Genomic DNA, 26,048 nt, shown 5'->3' on the forward strand with positions numbered 1-26,048 from the left:
GCTGGTTGCTTACTCAGCTTTTTAAGGAAGTATGATAGAAATCATGTGTTGTAATGTAGTTGTTGGTAACTTAATTGTAAGTAATGTAAAGTTATGAAATCTGGGTATCTAATAAAACGCATCTTATAGCGATAAAGAGAACTACATCACTGTTTTAATTATAAAAAACGTAAACTATCGAAATAATTGTTTGCAATAAAATACAGTTCACATAATTAGGTTGATTAGTCATATATAACTATAGAAAATTTAAAAAATATTTTATAAGCCAGTGTTTTTATTATATTTTAAATTTTAATCTTTTTGGATTATAACAAAATCATACAGTTATTGTGAATTTTGACATATAAATTGAATATAAGAATGCTCTTATAGCTCTAACTTGGATGCAAATTAAATGCTTACATGATCAATCAGCTATATGAACAGTATAATACTATGGCCTTAAGTGCTTGGGGCTTTACTGATTTACCTTCTTATACAGATAAATATGATCCTAATGAGAAAGATATAGTGATAAAGACAAATAATTGGTTGAATGATGAGGCAGCAGAGGAAAAAACTCAGCAAGGTCTTACTGCCTTTGTAGCTCTTGATGACGCATTTATGAGTATTGCATCACGAATTTATTTAATTAGAAATGCCAAGGAAACGATTGATCTACAATACTACATTTGGACCAATGATTTTGTGGGGAACCTTATTTTACATGAGCTGCTCAAGGCAGCGGATCGTGGCATCAAAGTTCGCTTATTAATTGATGATCAAAACGGTATAAAGCTCGATGGTATATTAAGAAGCCTTTTACAGCATACCAACTTTGAAATTAGATTATTTAATCCTTATAAATTTCGATACTTACGTATCTTTGATTATCTGTTCCGATTTAAAAAAGTAAATCATCGGATGCACAATAAACTTATTATTGCAGATGCATCGATTGCAGTAACAGGCGGTAGAAATATTAGTAGTGAATATTTTGAAGCAAGTAGTAAGTTTCAATTTACGGATATGGATATCTTATTTTATGGGCATGCAGTACGCCATGCCCAAGCTGTATTTGCTGATTTTTGGGAAAGTACCTTAAGTGTAAATGCAACTGAGATTATCGGAACTTGTGCTGAGCACCATTTAAAAGCTTTAAGAGAGCACTATGAACAACTCCACCACGAAGACCATAGCCTCACTGAAGATAAGCTTTACGATGCGCAGAGTTACTTAAAAGAGCTTTTAGAGCATAACCCTATTCAATGGTCTAAGGCCCATTTTGTTGCTGATTCTCCTAAAAAAATACTGGGCACTGCAACTGAACATGAAATGCTTTATGGCCAAGTCTTGTCTATTATGGGTAAACCTAAGCAACACTTAGAATTAGCTTCAGCTTATTTTGTACCTACCCAACAAGGCACTTATTACTTAAAGCAACTACGAGTTGAAGGCATAAAAGTCCGCGCTTTAACAAATTCTTTTGCTGCAAACGATGTTGCGATCGTACATGCCTTTTATAGCCAATACCGTGTAGAAATGCTTAAGAATGGTATTGAACTGTATGAGTTTAAACCTGTTCTGGAACGACGACGTAGAACGTGGTACGAAATCGTAACAGGCAGCGTTATACCAGCAAAAGGAAAAAATAAGTCGAGCTTGCATGCCAAGTTTTTTGATGTAGATGGTAAAGTCTTTATCGGATCATTTAACTTTGACCCCCGCTCTACCTATTTAAACACCGAAGTAGGTTTGGTGATTGAGTCCAGTCAATTACAAACTCAGATTTCTGTCATGTTAGATCAACATTTACCTCAAGTAGCATATCAACTTAAGCTAAATAGCCAAGGCCAAATTACTTGGCTAGATTACCAAGCTAACGGACAAGTCATTGAATATGATAAAGACCCGGGAACCAGCCGTTTTCAGAGAACAATGATTAAAGCTGTCTCTTATTTGCCAATTGAGTGGATGATGTAATTTTCTTATTACAAGAAACCGATTTCCTTAAAAAATTTCTGATAGGCTTCTGCTTTTTTCTCGAGAGCTAATGGATATGCTCTAGAAGATGACGGTAATCGATATAAATTAATATCGCGGTCTGCAAAATAAGTTGATGTAGATGTCCCAATTAAAGGTTTTTCCGTGTTCTCAGGTAAAACTGAGATTAAGGTATCTGTGGCTTTATCGCCCGTAGTCATAATAGTGTGGCATTGAGGAATCTGTTTCAATAAAACCGCTAAGTCTGTCGGAGTGACAATTTCAAGAAACTTATCTGAAGCATTGCCCTTTAGGCGTTTAATTTGATACGCCGTATCAAAAATAGCAATGCCTGTCTCAATCAGAAAGCTGCGGATAGCTTCTTCGTTAAAGCTTTTTTGGTTCTCACTTAAAAAATAAGTTTTATCTTGAAAAAAGATTAAACCAAAAATTCTCCACATATCGTTTTGAAAGTTCGGATAGTAAAAGTCCATCTTCCATTTATTACGTGGCGGTGGAAAACTTCCCAACATTAATAAACGGGCATTTTCTGGCAAAAACGGTTGCAGTGGATGGGTTTCTATCTCAATTATCATAAAAAATCAGTATTTACTTCAAAATTTATAAATAACTTAACGTATTTTAAGGTTAATCACGAGTCAAGAAGTGCAAATTATCTTAATTAAATGTATTGAGGTGAAACGTTTTGTTGTTTCGCCTCAATCATTTCTAATTTTATATTCATGCTAAAAACCAAAAATATTTAAGAATTTAAAACTTTAAAGACTTTCCCTGTTCTGGGATGAGCAAAGGTATTATCTTGATCTAAATTGATAACTTTATCTGAAATCACAATCTTGGAAAGTGGTAACCAGTTTTGTTCGATTTCAGCCGAAGCTAAATTTTTCTCTAATGTATTTTCAAAAATTTGCTCTACCACAATTTCCATCCCACACATACTTTTCGCATTAACTTCTTTTAAAATATGGCGCTTTGACATTCTAATCTCCATTTTTTTATTCTTAACATAAAAAATAGTAAAGGGTGTTTTGCTACAATGTGTAAAATTTAACATTTGAAGTGTTTTTTTTGTTTTAAACATATTTATTTAATAATTAAATGAATAGTGGAATATCTTTAAAAATAAGTTTTATTATTAAATTAACTTATTAAAGCTATCTTTATTTTAAGTAAAATTAATTTTATAAAAAATAATATTTAAAGGGCCCACGTATGAACCCTTGCATTTAACTTTAAACCTGGACAGCATTATCGAGTGAATTGTCATCTTTACTCTTATTATTATCCTTACTAATCAATGAGTCGGTATCACTATCAGTAGAGAAGCTCTTACTGTTCTTTTGCTTTTTCTTGTACATACACATGCCAATAGCAATACCTGTTCCTAATACTAAAATTGACTTTAACATTTTGCACCTCTTCAATTGACGGAGAAACTTCTGAGAAATCAACTTAAATTAATAGCATATTCTTTGTTATTTAAGGGCTTTCATTTGAGCCGCTTTTGTAAGGTATTTAATTTTTATGTTAATTAAAAAGTATAATATTTTGAGAAAATAAATTTTGATACCGAGCAAAAAGCCTATTCTCAAAACAGAATAGGCTTTCTACTGTATTTCAGGATTAAGCAGTATTATTAATTGCTTTAAGCAATCTTATTTATGTTTAAATACAATTCCAATGTATTTAATGCTGAACTTTTAGTCAAGATAGGAAAGCGATGATTTGCAATTAATTGGCTATTCTTGTGATGAGGTTCTCATTTTGTAATTAAGCAAAAGAAAACGCCCATTTCTACTTCTCAAAAAGAAATGAGCGTAAGTGAAAACCACTAAAGACCTGAAATACCAAATGTTCTTACATTTAGTAATGTTGATTCTAATTAACTTAGCAATTGGTTGACAATTAAACTAGTTGTACTTTTTTTAGTCATTTCGGCCAATAAAAAATGTAAAATAATTCGCTATTTTTAATATATTTAGCAATAAATTATTTACTTAGGATGCGATTGAGCACGGTTAGCCAGTTAGAAAAACAAATTTTTTCTATAATCTCATTCGAATAATGTCGCTTTTGCATTGCTTCAATCAGTAGGTGTAGTCCCCTTACATCTTCAATTTCATGACTAATCAGTGCTCCATCAAAGTCAGAACCAAAACCGACATGATTTTCTCCCATTTGATCTATTAAATATTCAAGATGTTCTAAAATTACCTCAATGGATGTGTTTGCATCACGCTGCCCGTCTTTACGCAAAAATGCGACATCAAAATTTAACCCGACTATGCCTTTAGAGTCCTTAATTGCTTTAAGTTGGTTATCTGTTAAGTTTCTGGCTTGTGGACATAAAGCATGAACATTTGAGTGAGTTGCGACAATTGGCTGCTGAAGAATGTTAGCTGTATCCCAAAAAGCTCGTTCATTCATATGGGAAACATCAATCACCATTTTTTTATCAGCACAGCGCTTTATAAATGCTTTACCTTCGTTTGTAAGCCCTGCTCCGGTATCAGGTGAATGCGGAAACTTGGCATTTAAACCATGTCCAAAACGACTTGGTCTATTCCAAAGTGGACCGATGCTACGAAGCCCAGCATCATAAAATACATCGAGTAAATCTGGATTATGTTGTAATGCTTCAGCACCTTCCATATGCAATACAATGGCTAACTTTTGCTGTGTTAGGCAGTGCTGGATATCCTGAACAGTTGTGCAAATTTGAATGTCGTTAGAGTACTCGGCAAGTTGTTTTGCTAAATCGAGCTGTGCCAAAAAAATGTGTTCAATTTGCTGTTGCGTGAAGTCAGATGCGTCTTGGTCAAATAGTTTGTTGGGATGATGCTGCTTAACATAATGAAAAGGCGGCAAGAAAATAGCAAACATACCGCCAACAAAACCGGCTTGTTGGCAACGTTTTAAATCGAGATGTCCGGCTAAACCTTCTTGAATAAAAGCTTGAGCAGGATTGTTATAATCACTTAACCACAATCGGGTTAGTACATCATTATGGCCATCAAAAACAGGAAATGTGCCATGGTTCATATCGGTTTTCTCATAGCTAATCATCTACAATATTTTGAACCGGAATGTTTTGTTGAACCGTGAATTGCTTTGAATTTCGGCTATTACGGAATACCAATTTTCCCAGAGAGGAATCAATTTCGCTCTCGGCACGTGCCTGTTCAATGAGTTGATGATACAGCGATTTACCACAAACAGGGTCTGCGTTACTTGCGTCGCCTGTTAACATATAAGCTTGACAACGACAGCCACCAAAGTCGCGGTCTTTATCTGGGCAACTACGACATCCTTCTGGCATCCATGCATCACCACGGAAGTGGTTAAAACCAGTAGACTCATACCAGATTTTTGATAGGCTTTGTTCACGAACATTTGGGAAAGATATCGGTAATTGTCTTGCTGCGTGACAAGGCAGAGCCATACCATCTGGAGCAACTGTAAAGAAAATTTTACCCCAGCCATTCATACAGGCTTTTGGTCTTTCTTCGTAATAATCAGGCACTACAAAAATAAGTTTGCAAGGATGATTCTGCGCTTTTAACTTTTCCCGATATTCATTGGTAATACGTTCGGCACGTATGAGTTGTTCTTGTGTCGGTAATAAACCCTGACGATTTAAAAACGCCCAACCATAAAACTGACAAATTGCTAGTTCGACTGTATCTGCATCAAGTTCTAGGCAAAGCTCAATAATTTTATCGATCTGGTCAATGTTATGCCGATGAATTACAAAATTGAGGACCATCGGATAATCATATTTCTTAACAAGTCGGCACATTTCATACTTTTGTTCAAAAGCATGTTTCGACCCTGCTAAAGCATCATTAACGACCGGATCACTCGCTTGAAAGCTAATTTGAATATGGTCTAGGCCAGCTTGCTTTAAATGCGAAATACGCTGTTCGGTAAGTCCCATGCCTGAGGTAATCAGGTTGGTGTAGAAGCCTAGTTGGTGTGCATGCGCCACAAGTTGTTCCAGATCTTGACGCACCAAAGGTTCACCACCGGAAAAACCGAGTTGTACAGCTCCCATTTGACGCGCTTGATCAAAAACCTCAAACCACTCTTGCGTGGTCAGTTCATTTTTATGCTGTGCGTAGTCTAAAGGGTTTGAGCAATATGGACATTGTAGCGGGCAACGATAAGTTAACTCCGCTAATAACCATAAAGGTAGGCCAACACCTTCTGTCATACTAAATCAATCCAGTGTTGTTGCTGGGCAACTAACATGTAATCAATAACATCGTTGTCAATTTCGGCTACATCACCAAATTGTTGCTTGAGCTGGGCAATAATTGCAGAAACATTATTTTTCCCATCAATATACTGTCCAATGGCCCCTGCACTTTCATTTAATTTGATCATGCCTTCAGGATATAAAATGACAAAGCCATTTTGAGCAGGCTCAAATTGAAAGCGATAACCTTGGCGCCAAGTAGGCACAAGATTTACATCAAATTGTTCTTTATTCATTTAAATAGTCCTTTGTGCCATACCCGTTCTTGAGTCACGCTATGATACGGTGCTTCATTGTGTACATATGCCAGTGTTAAAGCATCCAAAATGCTCCATAAAATATCCAGTTTAAACTGTAATATTTCCAGCATTCTTTGTTGTTGTTCATGAGTAGTAAATGAATCAAGTGTGATTGTTAAACCATGTTCAACATCACGGCGTGCTTGACTTAAACGAGAGCGGAAATATTCATAGCCCTTGTCATCAATCCAAGGGTAATGTTGTGGCCATGATTCAAGTCGAGACTGATGAATTTGAGGTGCAAATAGCTCAGTTAAAGAGCTGCTTGCTGCCTCTCGCCATGACGCACGGCGTGCAAAATTTACATAGGCATCTACGGCGAATCGTACACCCGGCAAAACCAATTCTTCGGAAATCACTTGCTCACGACTCAAGCCTACAGCTTCGGCTAACCGTAACCATGCTTCTCGTCCACCGCCATCAGGATATTCACCATCTTGGTCAATCATGCGCTGAATCCATTCCTGTCGCACACGTTGATCAGGACAATTTGCCATGATCGCGGCATCTTTGAGCGGAATATTGATTTGATAGTAGTAGCGGTTTGCAACCCAAGCCTGAATTTGTTGTTGAGTGGCTTTTCCTTCATACATCATCACATGAAATGGATGATAGATATGATAATACTGACCTTTATCAATAATAGCCTGTTTAAATTGTTCGGTCGTTAAAGCTTCAGGTGTTTGTGTCATAGCGCACCTTAGAGTTCAATTTGCATGCCATCAAAGGCAACCTCTACACCATTTGCCTTTAGTTCGGCAAATTGAGCAGAGTCTTCATTTAAAATCGGATTGGTATTATTAATATGAATTAGCACTTTCTTTGGTGTACTGAGTTGGTTTAAGTAAGATAACGAACCGCCTTCACCACTAATGTATAAATGCCCCATTTCACGGCCAGTTTTTTTCCCTACACCGGTTTGCTGCATTTCATCATCTGTCCATAGTGTGCCATCAATCATGACGCAGTCAGAATGTTGCATAATCTGCATGATTGGATCATCAATCTTTCCCAAACCCGGCGCATAGAACAACTGTTTTTGCGTTTTATGATCTTTAATAATCAAGGCAATATTATCTCCCTCATGCGGGTCATGGCGATGTGGGGAATATGGCGGCGCCGCGCTTTGAATAATTAATGGTAAAAATTCTAAATTTTCGAAACCATCAATTTTAAAAGCTTGTTTAGGATCAATTTGGTGATATTGAAGACCACCATTCCAGTGTTTCAGCATATTGAATACCGGAAAACCCGTGGTGAGATCTTGATAGACCATTTCAGTACACCACACATTCATTGGACAGCCTTCACGTAAAGTTAAAAGTCCAGTGGTATGGTCAAGTTGGCTATCCATTAAAATAACATTGGTAATACCAGTATCACGTAATTTTCGCGCTGGTTGAGCCGCTTTAAAATCAAATAATTGTTGACGGATATCTGGTGATGCGTTTAATAAAATCCAGTCTACGCCGTTTTCTGAAATTGCAATTGAAGATTGAGTCCGCACTTTGGCATTAATCGTACCTGTACGAACACCATGACAATTAGGACAATTACAGTTCCACTGAGGGAAACCGCCTCCAGCTGCTGAACCTAAAATATAAATATGCATAAAATTAATATCTTATTAGAAAGACATAAGCCCTAGAACAAGACTAGGGCTTATGACAGATTTGAATAGAAATGATTAACGTGCTTCAAAGTACATTGTTACTTCAAAACCAATACGTAAATCAGTGAAAGCTGGTTTTGTCCATTGCATAAATTTTACTCCAGTCAGTATTAATCTCGTGAAATGAATCACTTGATTAAATCACATAAGGCAATTAAAAATTTATTCTAATTAAAAATGCCACGTTTGTAGATAAGCTCGGAACAAGATATTGTTCGATAATTGTGTTTTTTGTCCAAATTTTAATAAATCCTGATCTTTCAAAAGCATTTGAAAATTCATAACAGGTCAATATTCTGTTATGACTTATGTTTTTACCCAGCTAAGTTCATCAAGTGTTGCTGTGCAATATAAAGTTCTTCTTCCGGCTTAGGATGACATTGCACCCAAGTTCCATCAGCTCGTAATTCCCATGCTTGACGATTGTCTTTCAAATAGTTGTTTAGGCCATCTTCAATGACTTGTTTCTTTAATTTTTTATTTTCAATTGGGAAGCAGGTTTCAATACGAGAGAACAAATTACGTTCCATCCAGTCTGCACTTGCACAATAAACTTTTGTATCGCCATCATTATAAAAATAGTAAACCCGCGTATGCTCCAAATAACGACCAACGATTGAACGTACTCGAATATTCTCTGAAAGTCCTGCAACTTGTGGTCTCAGGCAGCAAATTGAACGAATAATTAAATCAATTTTTACACCAGCTTGTGATGCTTTATAAAGCGCGCTGATGAGCTGTGGTTCAGTAAGCGCATTCACTTTAATGATGATGTGTGCTTTTTTACCAGCAAGGCTATTTTTAATTTCTTGTTCAATAAGTTCTAACAGCTGAGAATGTAAGGTAAATGGCGCATGAAAAAGCTTTTTAAGCTTTGCCATTTTGCCCATACCGGTCAGTTCTTGGAAAATTTTATGGACGTCTTCACAAATTTCCGCATCATTGGTCAGCAAACCAAAATCGGTATAGATTTTGGCATTCACTGCATGATAGTTACCTGTACCTAAATGCACATATCTTTTGATTTTGTCTTGTTCACGGCGAACCACTAAAATCATTTTAGCGTGAGTTTTATAGCCAACAATGCCATACACCACGACGGCGCCAGCTTCTTGCAAAACGTTAGCGACTTCAATATTTGATTCTTCATCAAAACGTGCCCGCAACTCAATAACCGCGGTCACTTCTTTACCATTACGCGCAGCTTCTGCGAGTAGCTGTACGATTTCCGAGTTGGCACCACTACGGTATAAGGTTTGTTTAATTGCCAAGACATTTGGATCTTGTGCAGCTTCCCGAAGGAACTTGATAACAGGTGCAAAAGAATCAAATGGATGATGAAGTAGAACATCTCCTGCTTTTAACACATCAAAAATCGGTTTTTTCGTGTACAAAAGCTGAGGCAAAACTTGTTGATATGGTTTATAGCGCAACTCTGGTAAATCAAAGTTTGAAATAAAACGGGCCAAATTAACGGGGCCATCGACGTAGTAAAGATGTTCTGCATCTAAATCGAATTGCTCTAATAAATAGTTAGCAATTTCTTCAGGACATTTTTTTGCTACTTCCAAACGAACTGCTTGGCCAAAACGGCGTGAAGATAACTCACCTTTTAAAGCAGCAGCCAAGTCTTCTACATCTTCAGAAACGGTTAAATCGGCATTTCGAGTTACACGAAATTGATGACAGCCCGTCGCTTTCATACCCGGAAATAAATCTGAAATGTGCTGATGGATAATGGCCGAGAGCAGAATGTAATGCTCTGCGCCGCCAGAAATATGTTCTGGAATTTTAACAAGCCTTGGTAACGAACGCGGTGCCGGCACAATAGCTAAATCAATTTGACGTCCAAAAGCGTCTTTACCTTCTAAAGTTACAATGAAGTTTAGACTTTTATTGACCAGCCTTGGAAATGGATGTGCTGGGTCTAGACTGATTGGCGTAACTACAGGTTGTACTTCTTTAAAAAAATACTCTTTAATCCATTCTTTATGCTTTTCTAATATATCGCCGTGCTGAATAAAATGAACGCCATAGCCTTGGAGTTGCGGTAACAAAGTATAGTTTAAGATTTTATATTGCTCTTCAACCGCCTCATGAGCATTTTTTGAAATTTGCTTTAATACTTCTACTAACGGTAAACCTTCTGGTCCGGTTGCCTGACTCATCAAGCTAATTTTCTGGATCAAACTTGCCACACGAATTTCAAAAAACTCATCCAGATTACGCGAAAAAATAATTAAAAAATTCAAACGTTCCAGTAATGGGTGTTCAATATCTTTGGCTTGAGCAAGCACCCGTTTATGAAACTCTAATAAAGAGAGTTCTCTATTAATATACGTTTCTAAATTGTGCTGGTTTGAGCTAGCTAAAGTGGGCAATGATGTCATTCTTGACTCTTATACTGGGTAAAAAAGTTAAAATGAATAAAAAAGATTAATTTATGAATGTATAACCGATTTTATCCACCGGACATTTTGTAACTGCTTTATTGCAAATTCATGAATTTTTTATGAAAACCTTAAAATTAATATTTATTTTTGCCTTATTTACTTCCTTCTAGTCATCCATATCTACCATCATCTTAACATTAATTTTTTAAAGATCATTCTATTTCGATTCAGTTTCAATTTTCATCAAATATTCATACTCTATGCGTATTTTTTATGCATCTTAATTCATCAATTGATAAAAAAATGACGACTTTAAACATACTATTTAAGACAACATCTTTATGTCTGGCAATGGCCTTATTGGTAGGCTGTAATGATAACGATGACAATGATTCAAGCACACCAGCACCGCGAAGTAACCAAACCGTAAATATTTTAGCTTTCAATGACTTTCATGGAAATTTAGAACCACCTAAACGTTACGTTGAAGCAGCGAATCCAAATGATGCATCTCAAACTGTACGTATTCCTGTCGGTGGTGTGAGTTACTTTGCAGATGCAATTAAGAAACTTAAAGCTCAAAATCCCAATAATGCTGTTGTGTCAGCAGGTGACTTAATTAGTGCTTCCCCGCTCACTTCTTCGTTATTTCTAGATGAGCCTACTATTGAAGTCATGAATGATATTCAAATTGACTTTAATGCGGTTGGAAATCATGAGTTTGACCGTGGTACAGATGAATTGCGTCGTTTACAAAATGGCGGTTGTCAACAATATACCAGCACTGCCCCATGCCAAATTAATAAAAACTTTAGCGGCGCAAAATTCAATTTCCTTGCAGCTAACGTGGCAATGAAAAATGATACAAGTAAAACGATTTTTCCTGCCTATAAAGTCAAAACTTATGGCGGGATTCCTGTAGCTTTTATTGGTTTAACACTTAAAGCGACTCCAAGTATTGTTTCAGCGGCGGGTATTAAGGATGTTGAATTCCGTGATGAAGCGGATACGGTAAATGCGTTAATTCCTGAACTCCAAAAACAAGGTATTGAAGCCATTGTCGTCGTTGTCCATGAAGGTGCAGCGCCAAGTACGAAACTCAATCAAAAAACATGTGATGGCTTAAGTGGGCCAATTTTAGGTATTTTAGATCGGTTAAATCCGGCAGTTGATATTGTTGTTTCGGGGCATACACATCAGTCTTATATTTGTGATTATGCAACCAAGAATCCGACTAAACCGTTTTTACTAACCTCAGCTGGCCAATACGGCACGCTTATTACCGATATTAAGGTGGAGTTGGATGGTAAAACTGGCGATATCATTAAAAAAGATGCTAAACAAATTCCGGTTCAAAGTGAGGCCTATACTTCGGGTACAACCACTGTAAGTCTGACAGACCTCTATCAAAAATTTAGTAAGACACCAAGTATCGAAGCGATTTTAGATAAATACCGTCAAGCAGTAACCACAATTTCTGGACGTGTTGTTGGAACTTCTACTGCCGTTGTGAGCCGTACACAAGTCGAAAGTGGTGAAAGCCCACTAGGTGATATGATTGCCGATGCACAGCAAGCCGCTGCTCTTCAAGCAAGTAATCAAGGCTCGGATTTTACGTTAATGAACCCGGGTGGTGTACGTGCTGATCTACTAATTAACAGCAATAACCAGATTACGTTTGGTGATATTTTTGCAGTTCAACCTTTCGGTAACTCGATTGTGACTTTGAGCTTAACCGGTAAACAGATTAGAGATGTGCTTGAACAGCAATGGTCTGGTGCAAATGCAAATTCACCTAGAATTTTACAGCCGTCTAAAGAGTTGAGTTATCAATATGCGGCAAATACATCTGTTTCACCACGAGCAAGTAACATCATGGTTGCTGGTTCACCATTAGTTGACACTAAAGTATACCGTGTGACGGTAAATAGTTTCTTGGCAGATGGTGGTGACAACTTTACGGTATTAAAAGAAGGCCAAAACCGTGTCGGTGGTGGTCAAGATATTGATGCGCTTGAAAACTATGTTGCACAAAACTCTAAAGATTCACCGTTAATTATTCCGGCTACGACTCGTATTAAAGTCATTAAATAACTCATTTAAGAATGCATAAAGGACAGTATGATGCTGTCCTTTATTTTTATAACAGTTTAAAAGATTTTTATTCGGTATAAAGATTGAGTTCAACACTACTAATGTCGACTCCGGTGTTTGCAAAAATAATATCCGTAACCTCATGAAGTAATTCTTTAACTTTCTCATTTTCAAAGTTCAAGGCTTCAGAGGTTTTGAGCGAAATGAGGTTACAGCTCATCTTGTCTTTTCTAAGCTTATAAATACTTTTACTTTTTCCTAAAAACACCCTTTTGATGATTTTACGGTTTTCAAACTCAGATAAAATTCGATAAATGGTACCTAACGTAATTTTATGTTCATTTTTAATTTGCGCATAGATACTTACCGCGCTTAAGCCTTGTGGGTTCTGATTTAAAATCTCAAAAACTTGTACCCTCGATTTTTTTATCGGTAATCCATTTAATAATGATTTTGATATTGTCGTCATCTTACTTAACCTTAATGTCTAGAAATATAGGAATTTTTTAAAATTATTTTGACTATATTTACCTGAAAATTATGGAAATGATTTGATCTATAAATTAGAACTTACTACCCTATAAATAAGCTCCGAGCTAATTATTACGTTTTAAAATAACTCTCATATTATCCCTCTCTTTGCTTTCTACATGTACGCACTTTGCGAATAGATGCATTCTTGAACTGAACCATATGGCGACCCTCTTCATTAATGTCACTCTTCAACATTATTTTATATAATGGTTAACATATGATAATTATTATCATTTGTATTTAACGGTGTATCATATACACATAAGTTTTAATATTCAATATTAAGTAATTATCAAATACATAATGATAACCATTATATTGTATTGATTAAATAATGATGAATTGCATCCATCCTCTATTATAAGTATTCATTTCGACCCATATAAAAAGCAGATCAATGACCTGCTCTTTATATCTTAAATACAGAAAGTTAAATGATTTTTATTCTAGAGGTAGTGCATCTTATTCTTGTATCCATGCTTGGATTACTTGTTGTGTTGTCATAACTTGAGCACATCGTGTACTGGCATATTTTAATGCCATATCGTGCTCTTCTCTGCTAAAGTCAGCCAGCGCATCACCACATAAAAATGGCTGTATGTTTAGCATAAATGCTTCCGCAGCACTCATTAGACAACCAATATGTGCATATACACCACAGATAATGAGTTGATCGCGACCAGAGTCTCGCATGAGTTGTTCGAGCGGAGAAAATTTAAAAACACTATATCTCCACTTAGTAAGCACCGTATCATTTTTTTGAGGTGAAATTTTCGGAAAAATCTGTGTGATGCTTGGCTCATCCTTTAAACCAGACCCCCAAAAGTCGGTTAATAACTGCCGATATTCAGGTGACTGGTTGCCAGGTTGTGCTGTATAAACAACGGGAATATTAGACTGGCGAGCAGCATCAATTAATGCCTTAGTGTTTTGAATTAGTTCTGGAATAGGTTCTTGGGTTAGATCATAGAAATCTAAAAAATATTGCTGCATATCATGAACCAATAAAACAGCACGATTGGTATGCAATGGCCAATTTGTTTTGTTTGGAGTAAATTCGTGCGCTTGGGGCATGCTGTAACTTGCAATCTTTGGAATACTCATTGGTATTTTCCTTTTCTATCTTTAAAAATATTTGTTCTTTAATTTCAGTGTATTGTTGTGCTGAAGTAAGCTTTAAACCCCAAGTGTAGCTCCTCCATCTACCACTATTTCTTGCATTGTAATTTGGGCCGCTCGGTCCGAAAGTAAAAAGCTCACGGTATTGGCAATATCATCTGGTTGCGCGAGTTTCCGTAAGGGAATACCTGTTCGGTACTGGCTTAAATCACCATCAATTACTGCAGGTGGAGGTGCATTATCTGTCCAGAGTTGTTGCTGCATTTGAGTGAGAGTAGATCCAGGTGAAACGATATTCAGCCTGACTTGATAAGGGGCGATTTCAAGTGCCAGATTGCGACAAAAATGACTTAGTGCAGCCTTAGTGGTGGCGTACATACCAAGTTGCATACGTGGCATACGCGCACTATTTGAACTAATAGTGACAATGCTACCCCGCCTTTTTGCACAAAAATGTTTAGCAACTTGTTGGCTGATCGCGATAGGCGCCATGACATTGACCGCAAAAAGTGTTTCCCAATCTTCCGTTTTTGCTTCAAGCATGGAGCGCATAATTAATACTCCTGCTGCATTTACTAACCCCGTAATTTCGTATTTTTCTAACAGCTCTGAAATTAAAGTTTGTGTTTCTTGTTGATGGGTAATGTCTTGTGAGATGCCTTGCCATTGTGAAGATTGATCTGACGTCATTGTTTTACTGATATCCCATTGTTCAGGATTTTTTTGACAGTCAATACCAATAACATGATACCCCTGATCTAGTAGTTGCTTGGCGATAGCCGCTCCTATCCCTCTTGCAGCACCTGTGACCACGATGGTAGAGCGCATGTGAATACTCCAATTTATATTATAAAGAAATCTATAAATATAATTGCAAATAATTATCATTATTATCAATAGCAAATGGATATAAAAGTTCAAATTATGATCTGATACAAATGAGTTACAGCTTAAAATTACAACCTAAAACATTGTTTTATAAGTAGTTTATAAAATTTAAAGGTCAAGAATATTTTGTTATTAATAATCATTTTCAATAAGACAGGTTTTGATTTATTCGACTAAAATCAGATTTATGGTTTGTCAAACCTAGTAACTTTTTAGGGTTCAATTTCCCGCAGGCTCAGAATGAGTTCTCTATAACTCCGACTCTCGTAAGTTTGGAAATGCGTATAAAAAATGAAAAATTATAAAACCCACATTGTTTCGGTCAGTTGTTTAATTTCCTGAATATCATGACTCACATAAATCATCGGAATTTTTATTTCTTCTTTTACTTTCTGAAAAAAAGGAATAATTTCAGCTTTATGGTTCGCATCTAATGCTGATAATGGCTCATCAAGCAGTAACAGCTTAGGCGAATATAATAATGCTCGACCTAGTGCCACCCGCTGCTTTTCCCCACCTGAGAGTTTGATAGGCATACGCTGTAATAAATGCCCTAACTTTAATAACTCAATAATGTAATCTGCTTCGAAGTGACGTTCTTGTTGGGAAAGATTGTTAAAACCAAATAATAAATTTTGCTTGACTGTTTTATGCGGAAAAAGCTGAGCATCTTGAAAAACCAATCCAACATGCCGCTTTTGCGTGCTGACATTAATTTTTTGATTTGAATCAAACCACGTTTGATCCTGTATTTTAATGAGCCCACTACGCGGAGTGTTCAGCCCTGCAATGGCATGTAAAATTGATGTTTTACCTGATCCTGAGGCACCAAATAGCCCAATAACAGAAGCATCTGACTGGAAATTAGGCTCAATATGAAATTGGCCCATGTGTAGCTGAAAACGGCAATCAATCAACATAATTTTACCGTCCTAACCGCTTCTTTTGATAACGATGAAACCACTGTGCAAACCATAATGCCAGAAAAGCTACACTTAACGATAAAACATTAAGCCTTTGAATAGCAGCTTCTGTATCGGGTTGTTGCATTAAGCTATACATGGCTAGAGGCAAAGTCCGTGTTTCATTTGAAATATTACCCACAAAGGTAATGGTGGCCCCAAACTCCCCTAAACTGCGGCAAAAACATAAAATAGCACCAATTAAAATGCCACTGCTGGCAAGAGGCAAAGTGACATGAAAAAATGCCCCTAAAGATGAAGCTCCTAATGTCTTTGCTGCCATTTCTAAACGCTGATCGACCAGTTCAATCGCTAGACGAATAGATTGCACCAATAACGGGAAACCCATCACTGCCGAAGCAAGAACGGCGCCTTTCCAGTTAAATGCAAAATCAATTCCGAGTGGCGCCAAATATTGCCCAATAATGCCGCGGCTCCCAAAAACTTGCAAAAGTAAATAACCAGGAACCACTGGCGGTAGCACTAAAGGTAAAAACACCAATGTTTCAATGAATGACTTACCCCAAAACTCTTTACGTGCCAAAAACCATCCCACACAAATTGCAGGAATAATACTAACCACAAGACAACTCGCTGCTACCTTACAAGAAAGTTGCAGAACGCTGAGCTCTTCTGGGGTTAAAGAAAACATCATGGTTTGACTGGAGCCAACATACTAAAGCCATATTTTTTAAAGACTGCTTTGGCTTGATTGCTTTGTAAAAATTGATAGAACTTTGCTGAGTTTGAGTTCTTTTTAATCATCCCTACAGGATAAATAATTGGTGAATGTGTATTTTCCGGAAATATGCCAACTACCTTCACGTCTTTGCTAATTGCAGCATCGGTTGCATAGACAATACCGACCTGACATTCACCACGCGCAACAAAGTTTAAAGCAGCTCGAACATCTTCTGTTTCAACTAACTTTGGCTCAATACGATTCCACCAACCTAAATTAGTAAAAGCTTGTTTAGCATATTTGCCTATAGGCACACTTTTGGTATCTCCTGTACAAATCTTTCCTGTAAACACTCTATTGGGATCGGTCGTTTTATCCAGTTTTATGTTTAATGATTGCCCTTTAGGGGTAATTAGAACCAGACGGTTGCCTAATAAATTTATACGGTCATTTGCTGCAACTAATTTTTTATTTTGCAGATAATCCATCCACTGTGTATCTGCTGAAATAAAAATATCTGCCGGCGCACCTGCTTCAATTTGTTTAGCTAAGGTTGATGAACCCGCATATGAAGTTTTAACTTCTATATTATTCTGTTTTTTATAAATTTTTTCTAAATCGTTAATTGCATTCGTTAAGCTTGCTGCTGCATAAACAGTAACTGATTCAGCCTTGGTTGGAACATTAAAGACCAATCCGATGCTGAGGACTGAACAGGCGAAAGACAAATTTTTTATCTTCGTATCACTTACCATTATGTTTACCTTTTTTGTGTTTTTTTGCAGCGATATATACCCAAGAATATAGCGCTACACGAAGATTATGAAAAGCATAATTCATTAAATATAGATGACTGGAATGCAGCAGTGCTTTTTCGGCGTGTACTTGATATTAAGCAAAAGCTATACCAAATTAAAAGATTTCATCGTTATGCAATCTTTTATCTTAACCTTTTAAATAACTACTCATGATTTGGTAATCATGCTCTAAAGCTTGTCGGGCATTGTTTTCCATTTGACGGTAATGCTGTAAGACTTTCTGGCCTAAAGCTGTAACAGCTGCCCCACCACCATGTGTTCCCCCCGTTTGTGTTTCCACTAAAGCTGTTTCAAAGCATTGATTCATGGTGTCGACTAACTGCCATGCACGGCGATAGCTCATATTCATAGATTTTGCAGCTTGTGAGATTGAACCAGTTCTCGCAATTGCTTCAAGTAAATCCGCCTTACCCGGACCAAATGCAATATTTTGCTCTAAAAGAATTCTAATTTGTAATTTTAAGTTTTGTTCTTTCATAGACTTAGTTCACAAAGTTTCATTTTTATGCTGCTTAACATTATAGGAAACTTTAATAGCTTAAAACACATACAAATTTAAATCTCTACTCTTTCTTCAAAAGAGTTCAATTAAAAAATCAAAACTGCACAAAGTGGATAAAGATCTGGAAAAAACGGATAGAGAGCAATGCTTAATCGCGGTTCAATCAGTTAAAAGCTGATTGATTGGAGGATTGAGTAAATGACCTCATCTAATTTAAAACAATGGAATGATTTTATAGATGGATGTATCGACTTCCGTCCTAACGATGGCGTGTTCCGTATTGCACGCGACATGTTTACCGAGCCAGAACTATTTGACTTGGAAATGGAATTTATTTTTGAAAAGGTTTGGATTTACGCATGTCACGAAAGTGAAATTCCAAACAATCATGATTTCCTAACCGTTCAAATTGGCCGCCAACCGATTATTGTAAGCCGTGATGGTAAAGGCGAATTACACGCGATGGTCAATGCTTGTGAACACCGCGGTGCGACCTTAACACGCGTTGCTAAAGGCAATCAATCTACATTTACCTGCCCGTTTCATGCTTGGTGTTATAAATCAGATGGCCGTTTGGTTAAAGTCAAAGCGCCTAGCGAATATTGTGAAGATTTTGATAAATCAAGCCGTGGTTTAAAACAAGGCCGTATTGCCAGCTATCGTGGATTTGTATTTGTAAGCCTTGATACTCAAGCAACAGATTCACTAGAAGACTTTTTGGGCGATGCAAAACTGTTCCTTGATTTAATGGTTAACCAGTCGCCAACAGGTGAGCTCGAAGTATTACAAGGTAAGTCATCTTATACCTTTGCAGGTAACTGGAAGCTACAAAATGAAAATGGTCTAGATGGTTATCATGTAAGTACCGTTCACTATAACTATGTCTCTACAGTTCAACACCGTCAGCAAGTCAATGCATCAAAAGGTGCCGAACTCGACACGCTCGACTACAGCAAATTAGGTGCAGGTGACTCAGAAACTGATGATGGCTGGTTTAGTTTTAAGAATGGTCATAGTGTTTTATTTAGTGACATGCCAAATCCGACAGTTCGTCCGGGCTACAGCACAGTTATGCCATATATGGTTGAAAAATACGGCGAAAAATATGCTGAATGGGCAATGCATCGTTTAAGAAATTTGAACTTGTACCCTAGCCTATTTTTTATGGACCAGATTAGCTCACAACTTCGTATTGTTCGTCCTGTGGCATGGAATAAAACCGAAGTCATCAGTCAATGTATTGGGGTTAAAGGTGAATCTGCTGAAGCACGCCGTAACCGTATTCGCCAGTTTGAAGATTTCTTTAATGTGTCGGGCCTTGGTACACCAGACGATTTAGTTGAATTCCGTGAGCAACAAAGAGGTTTTCAGGCACGGCTGGAACGTTGGAGCGATATTTCGCGTGGTTGTCAGTCTTGGGAATATGGCGCGACCAAAAACTCACAAGATTTAGGCATTCAACCCGTTATTACTGGCCGTGAATTTACCCATGAAGGACTCTATGTAAACCAGCATGGACACTGGCAACGTCTCATGCTCGACGGCTTAAATAAAAAAGCGCTGAAAATGCAGGATATTACTTTTGAAAACAATGCCGTAATGGATGAGGTGTAACCATGTCACAAGAACTACATTTTGCTGTATCTCAGTTTTTGTACAAAAAGGCAGAGCTTTGTGATGCTTATGACTGGGATGCCTACCTAGGGCTTTACGATGAAGATAGTGAATATCATATTCCACAGTGGATTGATGACCATAACTATGTTCAAGATCCAAATCAGGGCTTATCTTATATTTATTATGCGGACCGTACAGGCCTTGAAGACCGTGTATTCCGTATTCGTACCGGAAAAGCAGCCTCTGCAACGCCGTTACCACGTACTTTGCACAGCATAAACAACATTCGAGTTAAAACACTGGAAGATGGTCTTATCGAAGCAAAAGTTGCATGGCAAACGCTTTATAACCGTCAAGGTTTAGAAGGCTGTTTTTACGGACACGCTACTTATCTTTTACGCCAAACAGCAGATAGTTTCCGTATTCGTCGTCAGCACAGCATTTTGCTGAATGACAAAATTGATTCCGTTTTAGACTTCTATCACGTTTAAGGGGAATGAAAATGGGACATTCAGTTGCACTTAACTTTGCCGATGGCAAAACCTTTTTCATTTCGGTAAATAACGACGAATTGTTGCTTGATGCGGCAGTTCGCCAAGGAATTAACCTGCCGTTAGACTGCCGCGAAGGTGTTTGTGGCACCTGTCAGGGACAGTGTGAAACCGGCATTTATGAACAAGAATATGTTGATGAAGATGCATTAAGTGAACGTGATTTGGCCGAGCGAAAAATGTTAGCTTGCCAGACCCGTGTAAAATCCGATGCAGCTTTTTATTTCGATCATGATTCTGCTATCTGTAACGCTGGTGATACCTTAAAAATTGAAACCAAAGTGACTGCGGTTGAGCTAGTTTCTGAAACGACAGCAATCTTACATCTTGATGCAAGCAGTCACGCTGAACAACTTCAGTTTTTGCCGGGTCAATATGCTCGTTTGCAAATACCGGATACTGAAGACTGGCGTTCTTATTCTTTTGCAAATAGACCAAATGCGACCAATCAATTGCAATTTCTTATTCGTCTCTTACCAGACGGTGTGATGAGTAATTACTTACGTGACCGTTGTCAGGTTGGACAAAGCCTACTTATTGAAGCACCGCTTGGTAGTTTCTATTTACGTGAAGTAGAGCGACCGCTGGTTTTTGTGGCGGGTGGAACTGGTTTATCAGCTTTCTTGGGAATGCTTGATAACTTGGTTGATCAGCCTAACTCGCCTGCAATTCAGTTGTATTACGGCGTAAATAGTGAAACCGACTTGTGTGAACAACAGCGTTTACAGGCCTATGCAGAACAGCTACCCAACTTTAGCTATCACCCGATTGTGACTAAGGCAACGGAAACTTGGCAAGGTAAAGCCGGTTATATCCATGAGCACTTAAATAAAGATCAACTGGCCGAGCAAGCTTTTGATATGTATTTATGTGGTCCACCGCCAATGATTGAAGCCGTGAAAAATTGGTTAGATGAACAATCTTTGCAAAACTATCGTATTTATAGCGAGAAGTTTTTACAGAGCAATACATCACGTTGAAGTATAAATAATTTAAAAACCACTAAACCTGAAATCATTCAATATACTCTTATAAAGGGTATATTGAATTTTCGCATTTAAATTAAAAGTTTTTATATATCAATAATATAAAATAATGAATTCCGACAAAATAAATTGACCAGCTCACTCGGATTTGCTATAAATTTTGATAGATCTTAAGGAATAAGATCATGATGAGATTAACTTATAGCACCTTTTATATCCCCCTATTCTATTTCTCGAATGTATTAAATTGATAGTCAAAATCCGACTTAAAAATTTGAGAAAATCACAATAACTAGCGGTTAGATTGGTCTATATCTTGCTTATATCTCATTGTATTTTACGCTTAACTTAATTTTTAAGTGCCGTATTTACTTATTGCACAGTGAAAGTTTAAAGCTTTTGCAACATAGGTAAATACAGGAGTGAGCCAAAAGGGATAAATATGAACCAAGCCAACTCCCACGAACTCAATGGACGTCATTTTCAAAATGAGCCGATCTTTACCAATCATAATTTGGTGTTCGATCACCACGATTTAAGCGAAACCTGCCGCAATGTAGGCCAAATTTTTAAACCGCATGATCTTAAAATCTCTCATCAGAAGCGAGATTTCAGTGCAACTATGCACCATGTTAAAACAGGCGCATTGTCTATTAGCCGCTTGGAATATGGCGCGGATGTCATTATTGAACCAGATCATCTGGATAACTTTTACTTAATTCAGATTCCAACTCAGGGCTATGCAGAAATCGAGTTTGGTTCGCAAAAGTTCATTTCTTATTCTCAAGTTGCTTCTCTTATTTCTCCTCAGCAATCTTTACGTATGCGCTGGCATGCAAACTCACCACAGCTCATTCTAAAAGTGTCAAAGGATGATTTTACTTACCATTGCCGTCAACACATTGCGGATTCAGAGAATAACTTACTCATTTTTGACCCTAAATTAGATTTTTCTACCCAAGGTGGAGCCTATTTTTTACAGCTCGTTAGAACATTGATGGATGCTTTAGCATGTGATCAGCACCCGCTCCATCATCCATTAGCCTTTAAACAATTTGAGTCAAATCTATTTAATGCACTGATTTATGGTCAACCCAACAATGCATTACATAAGCTTGATCATTATAAAGAAAAAACGGTATCTCCTTATTTCGTGAAGCGTACAGAAGCCTATATTAAAGAACATTTGCATGAGCCGCTTAATGTCGAAATTCTGGCCGAGCATGCAGGCGTGAGCGTAAGAACCCTATTTACTGGTTTTAAAAATTATTTGGGGACAACCCCAATGTCTTATTTAAAAGAATTACGTTTTGAACAAGCCCATTTAGAGCTCATGCACAATGAAAATCTATCTGTCACTGACGTTGCATTTAAATGGGGATTTACCCATTTAGGCCGTTTTTCACAAGAGTACAAACGCCGTTATGGTGAGTTACCTTCGTCTACTCGCCGATCTGGTCAAAATGAAGGCTCAGGCTTAATTACTTCAATTTTTTCTTAAACTAAAAAATAGATAAAAGCCTTTTATATTTTTTGATATAAAAGGCTTTTTTTATGACTTAGAAATGATGAACATAACGAACTTGTAGTCGCGTACCTTCTGGGCGGTTTTCAGCGTCTTGCTCAAAATAAGCATTTGCAACCAAGTGATCATTTTTAGAAAAACTATACATCGCCCCCGGACCAATTGCCCAGACTTGCTCACGTCTACCTTTAACTTTTTCACCATCCACTTCAGTGTCAGTGATTTGTTTTAGCCAATAGCCATTTAGTCCCAAGCGGAACTGTTCAGTAATGGCATAGTCTGTTGCGAAGTTTGCATGAATTGCTTGCCCAGCTTGCATATCATTTGCACCTGCAAACGCATAGCTTGGGTCATCATTTTTAAAGTTATAGAGATAATGGATACGTGTTGACGCAGTCCATTTGGGATTAAACCAATATGTGGCAGCCCAATACGGGTCAAATGAAACAGCGTTATTACTTGGGTTAATATCTTTTTGCTGGTCGTATTCGCCAGTAGGTAAATTCACCTGAAACTCAAAACGATGTACAAACTTCGGCCCTTGCGCACCCATGACTGGATCGAACTGAATAAAAGGTCCGATCATAATATCCCCAAAGCCACTTTGGGCCTTAATAGCAGCATTATTCAAGCCATCATCCATGTCCATTTTGCTGACAAAAGGAATTAAAAAATTCATGCCTAAACTGGCTTTATCTTTTACTCGAACATTTGATAAATAACTAATCTGTTCAACCAGTACTTGATAATTTAAATCTGTTTTAGGTAAACCTAGTTTTTGCCCATTGGCATCGACCAGTTTATTGCTATCGTAATTTTGAAAATAGGTTTGAGCATACCAGCCGGGCCCTGCAGGTAATCCACCATCGAGAAAGCTAGTCATGCCTAAATTTACGGTCGGTAAATCATAGGCATATGTAACCCACGGCAAACCTAATAATGTCCCTGCTAAAAAGCCATGTTTAATTAAAGTGCTTTTCATCTTCTTATTTCCTATAAAAAAATCACGACCGGATTGATCGTGATTGTGGTGAATTAATGTGCTAATTCTGGATGCTCAGCGGCAATCCGATACTTTCCTGCGTGAAATACCAATGGTTCACCTTGGCGTTGTTGGTATTGTTCAATTTGACCAATAAAAATCAGGTGATCTCCGCCTTCATACTGATTTACATTGCGGCAAACCAAGGTTGCGAGTGCATCAGTTAAAATTGGCACGCCAGCATTGCATTGTTGATGAGCAATGCCTGCAAATTTGTCTTCGGCACCTCGAGCAAAATGTCCCGAAAGCTGATGATGCTCTTGTGCCAACATGTGAATAGCAAAATATTCAGCTTCTACAAAATCAGGCAAACTTGGCGCCGTTTTTGAAAGGCTCCACAAAATTAATGGCGGATCTAACGACAGAGATGAAAATGAATTGGCTGTCATGCCTATTTTCCGGCCATCTTTACCACGAGTGGTAATCACGGTAACGCCAGTTGCAAACTGACCAAGCAAATTACGAATTTCTCTTGGGTTTTCGGCATTAATCGCTTGTAAAGCTAAAGTGTCAATTGTGTCCATTTTTAAATCTCCCTTTGATATTTTGACCTTAGGCCACTTTTGCTGTGTTTTTTGAAGCTAAGAATGCTTGAGCCTGATTTGCATCAAACCACCACGGAGCAAAGGCGCGCGGGTCATCAAAGTTATTGGCCATAATTGAAGCAATGCTCTGGTTCTGGCTTGCAGCTGCTAGGAGTTCAACGACATGAGGCTCTGGTGGTAATAACAAGCTATTGGTCCAAGCCACGACTTTTTCTGCATAAGCCCAATAGCGTTCAAAAGTTTGAACCATCCATTGTTCGCTAAAGCTTTGATTATCATTGGCTAAAATGGCATCAAAATAGATCTTGCTACACTTAGCCGCATTGTTTGAGCCTTGACCGGTAATTGGATCATTGACCACTAAGGCATCTGCCATGCCAAAAATCTTTTTGCCAGACGGTAAGGTTAAAACGGGCTTACGTACCGTCGGCGGGAAACGCCCTGCCAAATAACCGCCAGCATCAGTTAATTCAACATTTGCGCAGCGTTCATATTCCCAAGGCACAAATTTCTTGAGTAAGTCCAGACTACAATGCAGGTGCTGTTCTGGTGTTTTCACATCTTGCCAACAGTCCATTGGCCCGTTTGGAATACCTTCAAACACCATAATGTCGCAAGACCCATTGATGGTTAGTGCCGGAAATGAAAAGTATTCCCCGACTTCAGGAATAATGTTAAAAGTCACACGTGAATAAGGTGAAATTGGCTTCATGTTTTTGACGTAGGTCAAAGCCAAAGCGCGCTGCGGTTTATCAAAAACACTTCGTACATTATCACGTTCAAACTGTTTAACAACTTCACCTTTACCAGCCGCGAGCAATACAAGCTCGTAGTCGTTTGCGAGTTGTTCTAACTCTTCTATTCCTACATCTTGAATCACCAATCGACCGCCACGGCGTTCAAATTCTTCCATCCAATATGGCATTTTGACGCGTTGATCGACCGATTGAGCGTAGCGCTCAAGACGAGCGCTCCATTCAAATGCTTTACCACCATTTTCAGGATTAACTAAAGCTAGCCCAATGCCTTCTACGGCTGGACATTGTTCTTCCCAGAAATTTAGTCCCAAGTCACGTTCAGTTTGTAAAGCGGTATGAAACATACACTGGCTTGACATGACTTTACCTTGACGGATTTCATCGGCAGTTCGGTTGGTAATCATGGTTACCTCGTAACCTGTATCTAATAACCCCAAACCAAGCTGTAAACCAGACTGTCCTGCTCCAACAATTGCAATACGGCGCATAATCTTCTCCATAATTTTCTAAATGTGCTTTTAAAACGCTGTGCTATTCGGCTAAACGTGGAATAGCGGGCTGTGATCCTTCAGGGCCCATTACTGAATAGCCACCGTCGACCGCATAATCTGCTCCGGTGACAAAACTCGCAGCGGATGACAATAAAAACAAAACAACATTGGCGACTTCTTCGGGATGACCCAATCGGCCTAGTAAGTGATAATCGGCTGCCACGCTATCGGCTTTTTCACGGTTATTACCGCTGACTTCTGCAATGACACGAGACCATGTCCAACCCGGAGAAACCGAATTGACGCGAATACCATCGGCAGCAAAA

At 37.9% G+C, this 26,048-nt stretch carries 26 protein-coding genes; 6 read left to right on the forward strand and 20 right to left on the reverse strand.

Features of this window, described 5'->3' with window-relative positions; all coding sequences use genetic code 11:
• The first annotated feature begins 405 nt into the window (after positions 1-405).
• Positions 406-1,965, forward strand: coding sequence for a phospholipase D family protein (locus C1642_RS15015; protein WP_103236526.1), 1,560 nt, complete (start codon positions 406-408; stop codon positions 1,963-1,965).
• A gap of 8 nt (positions 1,966-1,973) precedes the next feature.
• Here the strand turns inward: C1642_RS15015 and C1642_RS15020 are convergent, their stop codons facing one another.
• The 9 genes from C1642_RS15020 to ppk1 all read right to left on the reverse strand — a co-directional run bounded on the left by C1642_RS15020 (position 1,974) and on the right by ppk1 (position 10,605).
• Positions 1,974-2,561 carry a uracil-DNA glycosylase family protein gene (locus tag C1642_RS15020; protein ID WP_000582742.1) on the reverse strand — a complete coding sequence of 196 codons (588 nt, stop codon included), beginning with the start codon at positions 2,559-2,561 and terminating at the stop codon, positions 1,974-1,976.
• Between the two features lie 167 nt (positions 2,562-2,728).
• The gene (locus C1642_RS15025; RefSeq protein ID WP_000044010.1) at positions 2,729-2,965 is read right to left on the reverse strand and encodes a hypothetical protein; all 237 of its coding nucleotides are present in this window, start codon (positions 2,963-2,965) and stop codon (positions 2,729-2,731) included.
• A gap of 1,010 nt (positions 2,966-3,975) precedes the next feature.
• A complete protein-coding gene (locus C1642_RS15035) occupies positions 3,976-5,028 on the reverse strand; it encodes a dipeptidase (RefSeq protein ID WP_103236527.1) in 1,053 nt (350 codons plus the stop codon).
• A gap of 16 nt (positions 5,029-5,044) precedes the next feature.
• A complete protein-coding gene (gene pqqE, locus C1642_RS15040) occupies positions 5,045-6,199 on the reverse strand; it encodes a pyrroloquinoline quinone biosynthesis protein PqqE (RefSeq protein WP_103236528.1) in 1,155 nt (384 codons plus the stop codon).
• Complete coding sequence (pqqD, locus tag C1642_RS15045) at positions 6,196-6,480, reverse strand: pyrroloquinoline quinone biosynthesis peptide chaperone PqqD (protein WP_001031361.1); 285 nt, start codon at positions 6,478-6,480, stop codon at positions 6,196-6,198. Before pqqD ends, pqqE begins: the two co-directional genes overlap by 4 nt.
• Entirely contained in the window at positions 6,477-7,235 is a 759-nt protein-coding gene (gene pqqC / locus C1642_RS15050; RefSeq protein ID WP_000195110.1) for a pyrroloquinoline-quinone synthase PqqC, read from the reverse strand. The genes pqqD and pqqC overlap by 4 nt, the downstream gene beginning before the upstream one ends.
• A gap of 8 nt (positions 7,236-7,243) precedes the next feature.
• Positions 7,244-8,155 carry a pyrroloquinoline quinone biosynthesis protein PqqB gene (gene pqqB / locus C1642_RS15055; protein ID WP_103236529.1) on the reverse strand — a complete coding sequence of 304 codons (912 nt, stop codon included), beginning with the start codon at positions 8,153-8,155 and terminating at the stop codon, positions 7,244-7,246.
• A gap of 75 nt (positions 8,156-8,230) precedes the next feature.
• Positions 8,231-8,305 carry a pyrroloquinoline quinone precursor peptide PqqA gene (pqqA, locus tag C1642_RS15060; protein ID WP_001982218.1) on the reverse strand — a complete coding sequence of 25 codons (75 nt, stop codon included), beginning with the start codon at positions 8,303-8,305 and terminating at the stop codon, positions 8,231-8,233.
• 224 nt (positions 8,306-8,529) lie between these two features.
• Positions 8,530-10,605 (reverse strand): polyphosphate kinase 1, encoded by a 2,076-nt coding sequence (ppk1, locus tag C1642_RS15065; protein WP_032068504.1) that lies wholly within the window; start codon positions 10,603-10,605, stop codon positions 8,530-8,532.
• Between the two features lie 306 nt (positions 10,606-10,911).
• Here ppk1 and C1642_RS15070 point away from each other — a divergent pair, with 306 nt between their 5' ends.
• A complete protein-coding gene (locus C1642_RS15070) occupies positions 10,912-12,702 on the forward strand; it encodes a bifunctional metallophosphatase/5'-nucleotidase (RefSeq protein ID WP_171304711.1) in 1,791 nt (596 codons plus the stop codon).
• Positions 12,703-12,769: 67 nt separating this feature from the next.
• Here C1642_RS15070 and C1642_RS15075 read toward each other — a convergent pair whose 3' ends face one another.
• From C1642_RS15075 to C1642_RS15105, 7 genes are all read right to left on the reverse strand, one after another.
• Positions 12,770-13,171, reverse strand: a complete 402-nt coding sequence (locus C1642_RS15075) for a transcriptional repressor (protein WP_000207886.1) — start codon at positions 13,169-13,171, stop codon at positions 12,770-12,772.
• A 527-nt stretch (positions 13,172-13,698) separates the two neighbouring features.
• Positions 13,699-14,340: an isochorismatase family protein gene (locus C1642_RS15080; protein ID WP_103236531.1), complete on the reverse strand. Its 642-nt coding sequence runs from the start codon at positions 14,338-14,340 to the stop codon at positions 13,699-13,701.
• A 72-nt stretch (positions 14,341-14,412) separates the two neighbouring features.
• On the reverse strand, positions 14,413-15,183 hold the full coding sequence (locus C1642_RS15085) for an SDR family oxidoreductase (RefSeq protein WP_001257949.1): 771 nt from the start codon (positions 15,181-15,183) through the stop codon (positions 14,413-14,415).
• Positions 15,184-15,542: 359 nt separating this feature from the next.
• On the reverse strand, positions 15,543-16,163 hold the full coding sequence (locus C1642_RS15090) for an ATP-binding cassette domain-containing protein (RefSeq protein ID WP_103236532.1): 621 nt from the start codon (positions 16,161-16,163) through the stop codon (positions 15,543-15,545).
• Between the two features lie 4 nt (positions 16,164-16,167).
• A complete protein-coding gene (gene modB, locus C1642_RS15095) occupies positions 16,168-16,860 on the reverse strand; it encodes a molybdate ABC transporter permease subunit (RefSeq protein WP_103236533.1) in 693 nt (230 codons plus the stop codon).
• Entirely contained in the window at positions 16,857-17,642 is a 786-nt protein-coding gene (gene modA / locus C1642_RS15100) for a molybdate ABC transporter substrate-binding protein (RefSeq protein ID WP_103236534.1), read from the reverse strand. Before modA ends, modB begins: the two co-directional genes overlap by 4 nt.
• A 190-nt stretch (positions 17,643-17,832) precedes the next feature.
• Positions 17,833-18,183, reverse strand: coding sequence for a winged helix-turn-helix domain-containing protein (locus tag C1642_RS15105; RefSeq protein WP_031965311.1), 351 nt, complete (start codon positions 18,181-18,183; stop codon positions 17,833-17,835).
• Between the two features lie 222 nt (positions 18,184-18,405).
• On the opposite strand from C1642_RS15105, the gene antA reads away from it, so the two are divergent.
• The 4 genes from antA to C1642_RS15125 all read left to right on the forward strand — a co-directional run bounded on the left by antA (position 18,406) and on the right by C1642_RS15125 (position 22,862).
• The gene (gene antA, locus C1642_RS15110) at positions 18,406-19,821 is read left to right on the forward strand and encodes an anthranilate 1,2-dioxygenase large subunit (RefSeq protein WP_016686144.1); all 1,416 of its coding nucleotides are present in this window, start codon (positions 18,406-18,408) and stop codon (positions 19,819-19,821) included.
• Between the two features lie 2 nt (positions 19,822-19,823).
• Entirely contained in the window at positions 19,824-20,315 is a 492-nt protein-coding gene (gene antB / locus C1642_RS15115) for an anthranilate 1,2-dioxygenase small subunit (protein ID WP_103236535.1), read from the forward strand.
• 5 nt (positions 20,316-20,320) lie between these two features.
• Complete coding sequence (antC, locus tag C1642_RS15120) at positions 20,321-21,355, forward strand: anthranilate 1,2-dioxygenase electron transfer component AntC (RefSeq protein WP_099349715.1); 1,035 nt, start codon at positions 20,321-20,323, stop codon at positions 21,353-21,355.
• A 448-nt stretch (positions 21,356-21,803) separates the two neighbouring features.
• Positions 21,804-22,862: an AraC family transcriptional regulator gene (locus C1642_RS15125; RefSeq protein ID WP_103236536.1), complete on the forward strand. Its 1,059-nt coding sequence runs from the start codon at positions 21,804-21,806 to the stop codon at positions 22,860-22,862.
• 58 nt (positions 22,863-22,920) lie between these two features.
• Here C1642_RS15125 and C1642_RS15130 read toward each other — a convergent pair whose 3' ends face one another.
• The 4 genes from C1642_RS15130 to C1642_RS15145 form a co-directional block, all read right to left on the reverse strand.
• Complete coding sequence (locus C1642_RS15130; protein ID WP_021510765.1) at positions 22,921-23,868, reverse strand: SphA family protein; 948 nt, start codon at positions 23,866-23,868, stop codon at positions 22,921-22,923.
• Positions 23,869-23,921: 53 nt separating this feature from the next.
• Positions 23,922-24,452 (reverse strand): flavin reductase family protein, encoded by a 531-nt coding sequence (locus C1642_RS15135; RefSeq protein WP_000379602.1) that lies wholly within the window; start codon positions 24,450-24,452, stop codon positions 23,922-23,924.
• 28 nt (positions 24,453-24,480) lie between these two features.
• Positions 24,481-25,719 (reverse strand): styrene monooxygenase/indole monooxygenase family protein, encoded by a 1,239-nt coding sequence (locus C1642_RS15140; RefSeq protein ID WP_213064285.1) that lies wholly within the window; start codon positions 25,717-25,719, stop codon positions 24,481-24,483.
• A 43-nt stretch (positions 25,720-25,762) separates the two neighbouring features.
• Positions 25,763-26,048 (reverse strand): SDR family oxidoreductase (locus C1642_RS15145; protein WP_146035339.1); only part of this gene is annotated, 286 nt, incomplete at its 5' end.

The organism is Acinetobacter sp. AKBS16, from assembly GCF_002899995.1.
GTDB classification, from domain to species: Bacteria; Pseudomonadota; Gammaproteobacteria; order Pseudomonadales; family Moraxellaceae; genus Acinetobacter; species Acinetobacter baumannii.

What these genes read in the sequence shown, in the direction of transcription:
- C1642_RS15070 (WP_171304711.1), top strand. Translation starts at nt 10,912, where the DNA reads ATGACGACTTTAAACATACTATTTAAGACAACATCTTTATGTCTGGCA.
- C1642_RS15090 (WP_103236532.1), bottom strand. Translation starts at nt 16,163, where the DNA reads ATGTTGATTGATTGCCGTTTTCAGCTACACATGGGCCAATTTCATATT.
- C1642_RS15140 (WP_213064285.1), bottom strand. Translation starts at nt 25,719, where the DNA reads ATGCGCCGTATTGCAATTGTTGGAGCAGGACAGTCTGGTTTACAGCTT.
- C1642_RS15130 (WP_021510765.1), bottom strand. Translation starts at nt 23,868, where the DNA reads ATGAAAAGCACTTTAATTAAACATGGCTTTTTAGCAGGGACATTATTA.
- pqqD (WP_001031361.1), bottom strand. Translation starts at nt 6,480, where the DNA reads ATGAATAAAGAACAATTTGATGTAAATCTTGTGCCTACTTGGCGCCAA.
- C1642_RS15125 (WP_103236536.1), top strand. Translation starts at nt 21,804, where the DNA reads ATGAACCAAGCCAACTCCCACGAACTCAATGGACGTCATTTTCAAAAT.
- pqqE (WP_103236528.1), bottom strand. Translation starts at nt 6,199, where the DNA reads ATGACAGAAGGTGTTGGCCTACCTTTATGGTTATTAGCGGAGTTAACT.
- modA (WP_103236534.1), bottom strand. Translation starts at nt 17,642, where the DNA reads ATGGTAAGTGATACGAAGATAAAAAATTTGTCTTTCGCCTGTTCAGTC.
- C1642_RS15015 (WP_103236526.1), top strand. Translation starts at nt 406, where the DNA reads ATGATCAATCAGCTATATGAACAGTATAATACTATGGCCTTAAGTGCT.
- antA (WP_016686144.1), top strand. Translation starts at nt 18,406, where the DNA reads ATGACCTCATCTAATTTAAAACAATGGAATGATTTTATAGATGGATGT.
- modB (WP_103236533.1), bottom strand. Translation starts at nt 16,860, where the DNA reads ATGATGTTTTCTTTAACCCCAGAAGAGCTCAGCGTTCTGCAACTTTCT.
- C1642_RS15080 (WP_103236531.1), bottom strand. Translation starts at nt 14,340, where the DNA reads ATGAGTATTCCAAAGATTGCAAGTTACAGCATGCCCCAAGCGCACGAA.
- C1642_RS15135 (WP_000379602.1), bottom strand. Translation starts at nt 24,452, where the DNA reads ATGGACACAATTGACACTTTAGCTTTACAAGCGATTAATGCCGAAAAC.
- C1642_RS15085 (WP_001257949.1), bottom strand. Translation starts at nt 15,183, where the DNA reads ATGCGCTCTACCATCGTGGTCACAGGTGCTGCAAGAGGGATAGGAGCG.
- C1642_RS15025 (WP_000044010.1), bottom strand. Translation starts at nt 2,965, where the DNA reads ATGTCAAAGCGCCATATTTTAAAAGAAGTTAATGCGAAAAGTATGTGT.
- ppk1 (WP_032068504.1), bottom strand. Translation starts at nt 10,605, where the DNA reads ATGACATCATTGCCCACTTTAGCTAGCTCAAACCAGCACAATTTAGAA.
- C1642_RS15105 (WP_031965311.1), bottom strand. Translation starts at nt 18,183, where the DNA reads ATGAAAGAACAAAACTTAAAATTACAAATTAGAATTCTTTTAGAGCAA.
- antB (WP_103236535.1), top strand. Translation starts at nt 19,824, where the DNA reads ATGTCACAAGAACTACATTTTGCTGTATCTCAGTTTTTGTACAAAAAG.
- C1642_RS15035 (WP_103236527.1), bottom strand. Translation starts at nt 5,028, where the DNA reads ATGAACCATGGCACATTTCCTGTTTTTGATGGCCATAATGATGTACTA.
- antC (WP_099349715.1), top strand. Translation starts at nt 20,321, where the DNA reads ATGAAAATGGGACATTCAGTTGCACTTAACTTTGCCGATGGCAAAACC.
- pqqC (WP_000195110.1), bottom strand. Translation starts at nt 7,235, where the DNA reads ATGACACAAACACCTGAAGCTTTAACGACCGAACAATTTAAACAGGCT.
- C1642_RS15020 (WP_000582742.1), bottom strand. Translation starts at nt 2,561, where the DNA reads ATGATAATTGAGATAGAAACCCATCCACTGCAACCGTTTTTGCCAGAA.
- pqqB (WP_103236529.1), bottom strand. Translation starts at nt 8,155, where the DNA reads ATGCATATTTATATTTTAGGTTCAGCAGCTGGAGGCGGTTTCCCTCAG.
- C1642_RS15075 (WP_000207886.1), bottom strand. Translation starts at nt 13,171, where the DNA reads ATGACGACAATATCAAAATCATTATTAAATGGATTACCGATAAAAAAA.